Annotated in this window: 8 protein-coding genes and 1 CRISPR repeat array; of the genes, 7 read left to right on the top strand and 1 reads right to left on the bottom strand. The window is 43.3% G+C overall.

The features are described from left to right. Positions 1-139: 139 nt before the first annotated feature. Complete coding sequence (locus VXK47_RS20145) at positions 140-340, bottom strand: hypothetical protein (RefSeq protein WP_435550586.1); 201 nt, start codon at positions 338-340, stop codon at positions 140-142. Positions 341-716: 376 nt separating this feature from the next. Between VXK47_RS20145 and VXK47_RS20140 the strand changes: the two genes are divergently transcribed. The 7 genes from VXK47_RS20140 to cas6f are packed head-to-tail and all read left to right on the top strand — an operon-like array spanning position 717 to position 9,355. Beyond that, the gene (locus VXK47_RS20140) at positions 717-1,238 is read left to right on the top strand and encodes a 3'-5' exonuclease (protein WP_435550585.1); all 522 of its coding nucleotides are present in this window, start codon (positions 717-719) and stop codon (positions 1,236-1,238) included. 31 nt (positions 1,239-1,269) lie between these two features. After that, positions 1,270-2,244: a type I-F CRISPR-associated endonuclease Cas1f gene (cas1f, locus tag VXK47_RS20135; protein WP_435550584.1), complete on the top strand. Its 975-nt coding sequence runs from the start codon at positions 1,270-1,272 to the stop codon at positions 2,242-2,244. After that, the gene (gene cas3f, locus VXK47_RS20130) at positions 2,241-5,528 is read left to right on the top strand and encodes a type I-F CRISPR-associated helicase Cas3f (protein WP_435550583.1); all 3,288 of its coding nucleotides are present in this window, start codon (positions 2,241-2,243) and stop codon (positions 5,526-5,528) included. Before cas1f ends, cas3f begins: the two co-directional genes overlap by 4 nt. Positions 5,529-5,540: 12 nt before the next feature. Further along, entirely contained in the window at positions 5,541-6,812 is a 1,272-nt protein-coding gene (gene csy1 / locus VXK47_RS20125; protein WP_435550582.1) for a type I-F CRISPR-associated protein Csy1, read from the top strand. After that, positions 6,809-7,720, top strand: coding sequence for a type I-F CRISPR-associated protein Csy2 (gene csy2, locus VXK47_RS20120; RefSeq protein ID WP_435550581.1), 912 nt, complete (start codon positions 6,809-6,811; stop codon positions 7,718-7,720). The genes csy1 and csy2 overlap by 4 nt, the downstream gene beginning before the upstream one ends. Positions 7,721-7,741: 21 nt before the next feature. Beyond that, positions 7,742-8,767, top strand: coding sequence for a type I-F CRISPR-associated protein Csy3 (gene csy3, locus VXK47_RS20115; protein ID WP_435550580.1), 1,026 nt, complete (start codon positions 7,742-7,744; stop codon positions 8,765-8,767). Positions 8,768-8,776: 9 nt separating this feature from the next. Further along, positions 8,777-9,355, top strand: coding sequence for a type I-F CRISPR-associated endoribonuclease Cas6/Csy4 (gene cas6f / locus VXK47_RS20110; protein ID WP_435550579.1), 579 nt, complete (start codon positions 8,777-8,779; stop codon positions 9,353-9,355). Between the two features lie 128 nt (positions 9,356-9,483). Then, a CRISPR array of direct repeats spans positions 9,484-12,036; the repeat unit is 28 nt; unit sequence GTTCACCGCCGCACAGGCGGCTTAGAAA. Positions 12,037-12,082 lie beyond the last annotated feature (46 nt).

The raw sequence follows: 12,082 nt of genomic DNA, 5'->3' as shown, positions 1-12,082 counted from the left end.
TGCTGACTGAAGTGGATTTATCGATATTAAAATATTGCCCGATTTGTTTCATATTATCACGCCGAAGCACTCTGATCAGATAAATCAAAACATTTCTTGGTTCATTATACGACCCCCGTCTTGATTTATAAATATCTTTTTATCCATTCTTCTTTGTTTTTTGTAAGAATTGAGAAAATAAATGTCTTATGAAGCCAGTTCCATTTTTGTACTTGGGTATTAAACAATAGGCGGCAACATTAACCTTCCACATTTCCGATGCATCTTCGAGAAGCTCAACAAACATTGCATAATCCGCATCGTCTGCAAATATTTTCTCATCCCGCCTTCCGCGGTTCATAACATGGTACCATGCACCCGGATATTCTATTCTAAGCGGACATGACATGTTGCTTGTTTATTATGAAATAAAACAAAAGTCAAGAGCCAAAAGCAGACTTGACCCCAATTCTATTCCTTGCGCCTTGGACCTTTAACCTTTAACCTTGAACCTTGAACCTTTAACCTTTAACCTTTAACCTTTAACCTTATCAACATATCAACTTATGAACTTATAAGCTATTATTTTACACCCCGCCATTTAGTTTAATATCCACCTCCCACATTTTTTCAAATCCTGTTGCTTTGACTCATACAAAGTGTTAACAAATTCTTAAACCTTTTTTGCTCATTAGAAATTTGTTCTATTTATTCGTTATCTTACACGAAATATAAAAATGTCATCGAATTCAGATAAATATGTAATTTTTGATGTTGAGACAACCGGCTTTAACCCGCAGCATGGCGCAAGGATTATTGAAATCGGTGTTGTTCATATTGAAAACGGCAATATAATTTCAGAGTTCAAAAGCCTTATTAATTGCGGCAAAGCAGTTTCAAAACAAGCTCAAAAAGTCAACGGCATAACAAATGAGATGCTGTCGGGAGAACCAACTCCCGAAGAGGTTTTCCCCGATTTTCTTAAATTCATTTCAAAAAGCACCCTGGTTGCGCATAATGCCGTATTTGATATAAGTTTTCTTCGGTACGAACTTTCCCGTCTCGGTTTTGTCTTAAGCAATGACTACCTGTGCACTTTAAATATAAGCAGGAAAATCTTCCCGGATCTGGAAAATCACAAACTTCTTACAGTAGCAAAACATATTTTGGTCAACCTGCCGAAAAATCTGCACCTGCACCGGGCATTGGATGATGCAAGGCTCACGGCAATGATCTGGATGGAGATGATGCAAAGATGATTTATATAATAATTGGAAGGGGGTAGAATAAATGGACGATCTATCGCCGTCGGACTTAAAAACAATCCTGCATTCCAAACGAGCCAATATGTACTACCTGGAACATTGCCGTGTCATGCAAAAAGACGGACGTGTATTGTATCTCACTGAAACCACCAAAGACAATCTTTACTTTAACATACCTATTGCCAATACCACAGTGATACTCTTAGGCACAGGCACTTCCATTACCCAGGCTGCGGTGCGCATGCTGGCCCAGGCAGGTGTACTCCTTGGATTCTGCGGCGGAGGCGGCACTCCGCTTTATATGGGCAATGAGATCGAATGGCTGACTCCGCAAAGCGAATACCGGCCAACGGAATACCTGCAAGGCTGGCTTTCTTTCTGGTTTGATGATGATAAGCGCCTGCAAGCTGCAAAAAAACTGCAAAATGCCCGCATCGGCTATTTACGACAAATCTGGAGCAAGGATCGCGAACTTAAACTTGCGGGTTTTGATGCCGGTGATCCAGCCATTTCTCACGCACTGGATGCCAATGAGGCACAAATCGCCACAGCGCCAAATACTACCAATCTGCTAACCACAGAAGCCCAACTTACCAAACAACTTTATAAAATAGCAGCCCGGCATACAAACATGACCGGCTTTATCCGTGAACGGGAATCTACCGACAAAGCTAACGATTTTCTCAACCATGGCAACTATCTCGCTTACGGACTTGCCGCTTCAACGCTTTGGGTGTTGGGCATACCTCACGGATTTGCAGTAATGCACGGCAAAACCCGGCGCGGCGCACTGGTGTTTGACATTGCAGACATAGTCAAAGATGCTGTTGTTTTACCATGGGCGTTCATCTGCGCTAAAGAAAACGCAACCGAGCAGGAATTCCGCCAGCAATGTTTGCAGGCATTTATCGATCATAAAGCCCTGGATACAATGTTTGATCAGGTCAAAGAAATTGCTCTGCAGGGCAAAAAGCAAAATATGGAGGATGCCCCGTTATGATGGTGACCTTCATATCCCAGTGTGAAAAAAATGCCCTCAAAAAAACCCGCCGGGTGCTCGATGCCTTTGCAAACCGCATCGGAGACAATGCCTGGCAGACCGTCATCACGGAAGATGGCCTTAATACCGTAAAAAAAATGCTGCGGCAAACCGCCAGCAAAAGTACGGCAGTTTCCTGCCACTGGATCAGAAGCCGCTCCAGAAGCCAGTTTTTATGGGTGGTGGGGAATAAGAGTAAGTTTGATGAACAGGGCGTGGTGCCGGTAAATAGTACACAAAAGACTATTACACAATTTGAAAATGACTGGCATTATCTGCCGGTTATTAAAGCGCTTGCTGCACTTGCAGCTCTAATTCATGACTGGGGAAAAGCCACTGAATTGTTCCAGAAAAAACTGAAAAATCATTCCAGATTAGGTGATCCAATGCGTCATGAATGGATTTCCTGTTTATTGTTGCATGCGTTAATCAAAACAACTGACAGTCAGAATAATGACAATCTCTGGCTGATGACTCTGGTCAATGGCAAACTTGATGAAGCACTGATAAAAAGCACTGTAAAACAACGTGAACAAAAACCGCTAAAACAACTCCCTCCAGCGGCGAAATTAATTGCCTGGTTGATCGTGTCGCACCATAAAATGCCTTTGCCATGCGATACAAAAAGTTGGCGGGATGAACCTGCACCTGATATTGAGTCGGTTTTAAAATATATTTCCCAAGATTGGGGTTATGAAAATCGTTACGATGAAAAGGAATATCTGAAAAGGCTCAATGCGTGCTTTGAACTTCCCAACGGCTTTTTAAGCAAATCCTCACGGTGGCTAAAACAACTAAAAAAATGGGCAGAACGCCTGCAAAACTGCTTGCCCATGATTGAGCAAAGCATAAGTGATGGGGGCTACCGCTTGATCTTATATCATACCCGTTTATGCTTAATGCTGGGAGATCATTATTACTCATCGCAACCTGCGGATAAAAACTGGCATGATACAACGGGATTGTTCGCTAATACGGACAATAAAAAGGCATTCAAACAAAAACTGGATGAGCATCTTGTGGGCGTTATGAAATACGCTCTTCACACGGCCCATTTATTGCCCAAATTTGAACATGAGCCGCCCGCAGCCCAAGGCATACTTGCATTCAAAAAGCCCAGTCCAAAGGCTTTTGATTGGCAAAATAAAGCGGTTGAAAAAATAAGCGTATGGCGGGAGCAACAAGGCAAATCGCAATACGGTTTCTTTGCCGTCAATATGGCCAGTACCGGCTGTGGCAAAACCATTGCCAATGCCAAAATCATGCGGGCGTTATCTTCAGATGGTGACAGCCTGCGCTATATTCTCGCTTTAGGTTTACGTACGCTGACCATGCAAACAGGGGATGAATACCGTGAGCGGATAGGACTGGATAACAGTGAACTCGCAGTGTTGATCGGCTCCAAAGCCATTATGGAGCTTCATAATCAGGCAGCACACAATAATGAATATTTAGGAGATAATCCATTAGGTTCTGAATCTATTGAGCCCTTATTAGATGAAGATGTCGATTTTTCATGCGATATTCCGGAAGAAAGCCTGGCAACAGTGCTCAAGCAACAGCGTGACCGTAAATTCCTTTATGCCCCTGTGTTGGCCTGCACCATCGATCATATAATGGGAGCGACGGAAACCAAACGGGGTGGCCGGTATATATTGCCAGGTTTACGCCTGATGTCATCTGATTTAGTCATTGATGAAGTGGATGACTTCACCGACAGCGATTTGATTGCCATTGGCCGTTTAATCCACCTTGCCGGGATGTTAGGCCGCAAGGTGATGATTTCATCCGCCACGATTCCGCCCGATTTGGCTGAAGGTTATTTTAACGCATACCGCGCCGGTTGGCTGATATATAAACAAACCCGTGATGCCAGCTGCAAAATTGGCTGTGCATGGATAGATGAATTCAAAACAAGCATAAAAAGCATTAATGAACGTCAACATCATGATTCGATCACATCTTATCGTGACAATCACCAGCAGTTTATCACAAAACGAGTGGAAAAGTTAAGCCGGCAACAGGCAAAGCGCAAAGCTGATATAATTGAATGCCAAAACATTATTGATGAATATGAAAGTGATGAAACCAAGCAAGAACAATATTTTTCCAAAATCCGGCAGGCCATATTGGTTAAACATAAGCATTACCACTCTGAAGATAAGCGAACAGGCATAAAAGTTTCATTTGGTGTCGTGCGTATGGCAAATATAGTTCCCTGTATATCTTTGAGTAAATATCTCATTGAATGCGACTGGTCCGATGATATTGATGTCAGGGTCATGGCTTACCACTCTCAGCAGGTACTTCTTTTGCGTCATGAGCAGGAAAAACATTTGGACAGCATACTCAAACGCAAAGAAAATATTGGTGAATTGCCGAATGCTTTTTTTAATACAGTAATCCGTGAGCACTTGGACAACAGTTCCGCCAAACAAATGGCCTTTATTCTGGTGGCTACACCAGTGGAAGAAATTGGTCGCGACCATGACTTTGACTGGGCGATAGTGGAGCCGTCATCCTTCCGCTCTATTATCCAGCTTGCCGGCCGTGTTCTCAGGCATCGGGAAGGTACGGCTGATTATCCTAATATTTCTTTGTTGCAATATAACTGGAAAACAGTCAAGGCAGGGAATCAGCCGGGAAAAAAATATTTCTGCCGTCCGGGTTATGAAGACAAGATCGTGCTGAACACTCATAATCTATGTCAACTTATTGATACAAAGTCGGTTGCAGAAACTGTAAATGCCATTCCACGCATTCAGAAGCCGATACATTTGAATTATCGAAATTCGCTGGTCGATTTAGAACATATGGTTACTCAAAATATACTTGCAAACTATACTGGTGTTGGGCCGGAAAAACTGCAAGGTTATCTGGCTGAAACATGGTGGTTAACAGCGTTGCCTCAAGCCCTAAATCCATTTCGTAAAGGTGAACCAAATATTAAGGTATTTTTGATGTATGATTCGGATAAAGAAAGTTGTGTATTTGTAGAAAAGGATGAACAAGGTTACCCGATTAACCGTGAAAATATCTTACAAATACATCATCAGGGTATCAGCAAAAAACAGGAAAGCAGATTATGGCTAAAACGAGACTATAATGAATTACTTGGAAATTATGCAGCGCAAACAGATAGCAGTAAAAAATCGATTTCGCTTCGTTATGGGGAATTGAGTTTTGTATATCGAGAAGGTCAGGAATATGAATATTCAGATGAATTTGGCCTTATAAAAATTTAAGAGGAGGTAACTATGGCAGATCCGGCAATAGATGCTTTTTTTCAAGAAAAAAAAGAAGCATGGCTCAAAAAGAACCTCAAAGCTTCTATGGAAGAATCAGAAGTACGAGAGAATCAAATGGAATGTGATCAGTTGTTTTCAAGGGAGGTATGGCTCCCAAAAGCTGCAAAAAAAGCGGGAAGCAGAGCTTTTTCAACACATCCAAGCAAGTACAGTCATCCGAGTACAGGTATAGGTAAGAAAAACCTTAATAATCATACTTATGTGAGCCCTGTAATATGTACAGCAGAAAAAGCTGCTGATGGCTTTCTAAGGAGTGGAAATGTAAAAGCAGAATTAGACTCTTTAGGAGACGCCGCTGCGTTGGATGTTGACAATTTTCTCAAATTACAAATGACGGATGGCAATACTTTGCTAAAGCATATTGAAATTGAAACAGACTTGGCAAAAAAGATACTAAATATTCAATCAGAATCATATGATTCATTAAGGAAAGGCTTTTTGGAAATAGCAAGACCTGCTTCAGAAATTGCAACTAGCTCTAAAATAAAACAGGTCTATTTTCCGGTGTTGGACGAGTACCACCTACTTTCATTACTCAGCAATTCGGGCATAATTTTTGAGTTGAGAAAGCGAATTGACAGTTTACGGTTCTCTGATGAAGTAAAAGAAATAAGAGAGAAAAAACGAAACAGTACATACTGTGAACAGGGATTTGCTGAGTTGTATAGCATCACAACCATTGGCTATGGTGGTGCTCAGCCGCAAAATATAAGTGTGTTAAACAACCAATACCGTGGTAAGGCATATTTACTAATCTCCTTGCCACCTACCATACAAAAACGCGACATTCGTTTTCCGAAACAAAATTTCTTTATCGAGTCATTCCGTTATTTCGAATATCGAGAAGTCTTTGATGCACTGCACAAGCTGTTCAAAACTGATTACAACAATATACGTATTCGGGAAGTGCGTGACTATCGTCTTCAGGATTTAATGGATCGTATTATTGACAAAATGTGGGCAGTTCGTGCTGTTTCTAAAGAACAATATTGGTCAGAGAACTCTCAGTTAAAACCACATCAGAAAATTTGGCTTTGTGATGAATTCCAGCAAACCCGAGAAGAAGAAAATGAATGGCTCGACAAACTGTGCATGGAGATTTCCGTTTGGACCGTCAGAACCTATGAAAAATTATTGGGCAAGCAGGCGTATAAGTTAGGAGAATCGGAACGGACACATATTCATGAGATTGTAACTCAAAACAAGGAGGCGCTACGATGATTGGAGATATCAGACGGCTTTTGCTCTTGCCACATATCAAAATTCATAATGCCAATGCACTATCAAGCCCTTTTACAATCGGCTTTCCTGCAATGACGGCATGGCTAGGCGCTGTTCATGCGTTGCAGCGAAAAGTTAATGGTAGTGGCTTGACAAATGTGAATTTTGACAGCGTGGCAGTTGTTATCCATGATATGGAACTGCAAACCTATAAAGGCGCCGGTGATTATGTCCATTCAATTATCGGCATGGGTAATCCACTGGACAAAGACGGCGAAAGATCATCATTCATCGAAGAAGCCCGATGTCATCTGGATGTTTCTCTACTTATTGAATTCCCTCGCATTGATAAAGACGATGAAGAGGCATTAATAGAAAATGTTTCCCATCATCTAGATGCCTCCCTGAAAATAGCTGGTGGAGATATATTATATTTTCAAAAGCCGCTACTTCACAGGATAGAAGAAGGCAACTATACCGAACTGCGTAAACTTACTCGCCAGTTAATGCCGGGCTATGCCATAATTGAACGGTGCGAATTGATGATGGAGGCAATGGAGCAAGGCCAGGATGCGATAGCTGCCTTACTTGATTATCTGGCTGTTCATCATACCTGTGAGCAAGATGATACAGGTAATATCATTTGGACAAGCCAACGGCAAACTTCGGGATGGATTGTTCCAATCGCTACAGGCTTCCATGGTATTACTGAATTAGGACAGGCAAAAAACCAACGCGACCCTGAGACACCGCACCGCTTTGCCGAAAGTGTTGTAACTCTGGGTGAGTTTCGTATGCCGCACCGTATTCATTCCCTGGATGAAATCCTGTGGTCATACCACACAGACTTGGAAAAAAATCTTTACTTATGTCAACAAACCGATCGAAATAAATTAAACAACCAATAGTTATGAATAGGAGAAGAAATCATGGCAATAAAAGAGAACACTGCATCAGTACTAGCTTTTGAGAAGAAATTAGTTCCTTCCGATGGACGGATGTATGGAACTAAGTGGGAAGATCGTAAAAGTGCAATCCCTTTAAAATTACAGGAAAAATCTGTTAGAGGCACCATCTCGAACCGTTTAAAATCTTCAATTCAGAATGATCCGGCAAAATTAAATGCTGAGGTTGAAAAGCCTAATCTTCAGACAGTTGATGTCAGCGCCTTAGGGACTGAAGAAGATACACTGAAACTTCATTTTACTTTAAAAGTTCTTGGTGGAGTGGAAAATCCATCAGCCTGTAACAACGCCGCGTTTAACCAAAGCTACAAAACTGCGGTCAAAGACTATATCAGCCGGGAAAAATTCAGTGAGCTGGCAAAGCGATATACAACGAATATCGCTAATGCCAGGTTTTTGTGGCGCAACCGGGTAGGCGCAGAAAATATAGAAGTACAGGTAAATGCCTTAAATAAAGGCTCGGAGCAGTCCTGGGTTTTTGATGCAACCAAGTTCAGTACAAGAAATTTTGATTTGAATGATGCTAAAGTGTCTTCATTGGCAGAACATATCGCCTATGCATTATCAAGCGAAAACGATTTTCTGATGCTGGAAATTATCTGTTATGCCAAAGTTGGAAAAGCGCAAGAAGTCTATCCCAGCGAAGAACTGGTGTTAGACAAGGGTAAAGGGAAGAAAAGCAAGGTGCTTTATTCTGTGGATGGCATAGCCGCTATGCACTCGCAAAAAATCGGCAATGCATTGCGCACTATTGATACCTGGTATCCTGAATTTGGCGATCCGGCAACTTCAGCAGGTCCTATCGCCATTGAACCATATGGCGCAGTGACAAACCTTGGGAAAGCTTATCGTACGCCAAGAGATAAACAGGATTTCTACACTTTCTTTGATAAATTTGCTCGGGGAGAAAAACTGGAGCGTATCGAAGATGAACACTATGTCATGGCGGTTCTGGTGCGTGGTGGTGTTTTCGGCGAAAGTGACAAATAAGGAGAATATATGAACTACTATCAAGAAATATTCTTATTGCCCAATGCAGATATAGGTATTTTTTTTCTCTGGCAAAAGGTTTATCAGCAGATTCATCTTGCGTTGGCTGAAAATAAAATTGCAGATAATACTTCTCCCGTTGGTGTAAGTTTTACAGAATATAATGCCGGCAAATATTCTCTTGGTACAAAACTACGGCTCTATGCGGAAGAAGAGAAATTGCTAGAAAAAATGCAATGTGAGAAGTGGCTTAACCGGCTCAAAGATTATGTGCATATTTCCCCAATAAAGTCTGTGCCTGAAAAATTAGCCGGGCATGCCTGTTTCAAGCATATTAAACTCAAAGGCAACAAGGAAAAGTTGGCAAGGCGCAGATCCAAACGTAAAGGGGAAACAATGCAACAGGCCCTGGCACATTTTGAAGATTTTGAAAAGCAACAAAGCAAACTGCCTTATATCAATATGACCAGCCAGACAAACGGGCAGCGTTTCCGTTTGTTTATTGAAAAACAGGTGATGGAGGTTCCACAAACCGGTTTGTACTCCTGTTATGGGTTGAGCAATACAACCACAGTGCCGTTGTTTTAACCTAAAAAAACGGTCTAATAAATTTTGTTTTATTATCAATAAGTTTAAGTATAGCTGTTTTTTTTGGGTTTTTGGGACAATTTCTACTAAGCATATATTATAACTTATTTTTTTACTGTAATGTTGCAGTTCACCGCCGCACAGGCGGCTTAGAAATCTTAAAGATTTTGATAAAAATGGGCGCGTAATGTTCACCGCCGCACAGGCGGCTTAGAAAATAATCCAGGAGCGTTTTATAATCACATTCTCGTTCACCGCCGCACAGGCGGCTTAGAAATGCGACTGAGGCCACGTTAGCGATTATGGCAGGTTCACCGCCGCACAGGCGGCTTAGAAATGATACAAACAATTTAGAATCATTGCACTGACGTTCACCGCCGCACAGGCGGCTTAGAAATACAGAAACCCAACACAGTGCTCTTCTTGAGAGTTCACCGCCGCACAGGCGGCTTAGAAAGTTGGTTGGCCGTTGGTTGGTTTGCTGGTTAGTGTTCACCGCCGCACAGGCGGCTTAGAAAACAATAAATTTATTGATACATATCCACATCATGTTCACCGCCGCACAGGCGGCTTAGAAATATGAGGAGTATTTCCGATGATAATAGTTGATGTTCACCGCCGCACAGGCGGCTTAGAAAAAATTACGGCAATTTGTTGTGGCAAAAAGCCCGTTCACCGCCGCACAGGCGGCTTAGAAAGTGGCGATAACCGAGACTTCCAAGGTCTTCGTGTTCACCGCCGCACAGGCGGCTTAGAAATTTTTAAAGTGTTTATTACCAAACAGTACACAGTTCACCGCCGCACAGGCGGCTTAGAAATCTTCTTCCTTTATCTTAGCCTCGGCCTCAGCGTTCACCGCCGCACAGGCGGCTTAGAAAAGTGCGAACACGTAATTCTGATTTGCTTGATTGTTCACCGCCGCACAGGCGGCTTAGAAATCGTAAACCGTTACAAAGCGTCCATTTTTGTCGTTCACCGCCGCACAGGCGGCTTAGAAACGAATATTTGAAATGTGCTAAAACTCAAACTAGTTCACCGCCGCACAGGCGGCTTAGAAAATCTGGAGGTATGCCCCCAGAGGCAATAGGCGGTTCACCGCCGCACAGGCGGCTTAGAAATATTATGCGGGGATCTTCCGGTACGCCACCTTGTTCACCGCCGCACAGGCGGCTTAGAAATACATATTTTCCGTTTGTGTATTTTATCATTTTGTTCACCGCCGCACAGGCGGCTTAGAAAAGGTTATAGTTTATCTAAACGGTTAGATGATTGTTCACCGCCGCACAGGCGGCTTAGAAATTTCGAGAAAGGTGATAGTAGATGCCATAGCCGTTCACCGCCGCACAGGCGGCTTAGAAATTACGCTTCCACGGTCAAAGGCTAATTCAAAAGTTCACCGCCGCACAGGCGGCTTAGAAAGCGGACGGGACGAGCTTTGCATCCATGTTTTCTGTTCACCGCCGCACAGGCGGCTTAGAAAACAAACGTCTGTTGAGAGTTTTGACCAATTTAGTTCACCGCCGCACAGGCGGCTTAGAAACATTGCCTACATATGCCGCTTGGTGATATTTCGTTCACCGCCGCACAGGCGGCTTAGAAAATCCTATTGAACCGGCTATCGGAATTGACATGGTTCACCGCCGCACAGGCGGCTTAGAAAAGCGTCGTAAGAGTCCTCAACTCGTACCCATAGTTCACCGCCGCACAGGCGGCTTAGAAATTTTAAATTCTGCTTCAATCTTTTTAATTTTATGTTCACCGCCGCACAGGCGGCTTAGAAATGGGGCTGCATGGTTTAGGTTTTAGTCCTTAGGTTCACCGCCGCACAGGCGGCTTAGAAAAATACTTGTTTGTCTTTCTTTTAATTCAGCCAGTTCACCGCCGCACAGGCGGCTTAGAAAGCAAAGGGGATGGATGACGAAAGCAACTTGGGGTTCACCGCCGCACAGGCGGCTTAGAAAGCTTGCAGAACTCGGCACGGGCTTCATTATCTGTTCACCGCCGCACAGGCGGCTTAGAAATCCGAAAGGACTACATTGCCAAAGCATCCGGCGTTCACCGCCGCACAGGCGGCTTAGAAAAACCTTTTGACGCAACTGCCCGATGAGTGTACGTTCACCGCCGCACAGGCGGCTTAGAAAGACTTACTTACAAGCCGTCTGCTTTAGCTGACGTTCACCGCCGCACAGGCGGCTTAGAAAAGTATAACAGCATGAACCCGTTAAAGCCTGATGTTCACCGCCGCACAGGCGGCTTAGAAATGAAGGAGGCAGTCTCCTTGCCCCATTATTATGTTCACCGCCGCACAGGCGGCTTAGAAATGATAGTCGATTTGACCTTTATTCTCGTCTAAGTTCACCGCCGCACAGGCGGCTTAGAAATGATAAAACCTTATACGGATTGTAAGTTTATCGTTCACCGCCGCACAGGCGGCTTAGAAATGAATATGCTGGCAAAAGACGAAGAGTCGGAAGTTCACCGCCGCACAGGCGGCTTAGAAACATTAGCAGAAATATTAAAGGCTGCGTTTGAGGTTCACCGCCGCACAGGCGGCTTAGAAATGAAGATAGTCTGCATAAAGATACTATGGAGTGTTCACCGCCGCACAGGCGGCTTAGAAATTGATCAAAACGTTGATCAAGGTGGGAAATATGTTCACCGCCGCACAGGCGGCTTAGAAAGGTAAGCTCTGGACTCCAGTCAACGGGGGTTGGTTCACCGCCGCAC

It is taken from the genome of Desulfobacterium sp. N47 (assembly GCF_051233685.1).
GTDB lineage: Bacteria > Desulfobacterota > Desulfobacteria > Desulfobacterales > RPRI01 > RPRI01.
This window is presented reverse-complemented; position numbering and strand designations above follow the sequence as displayed.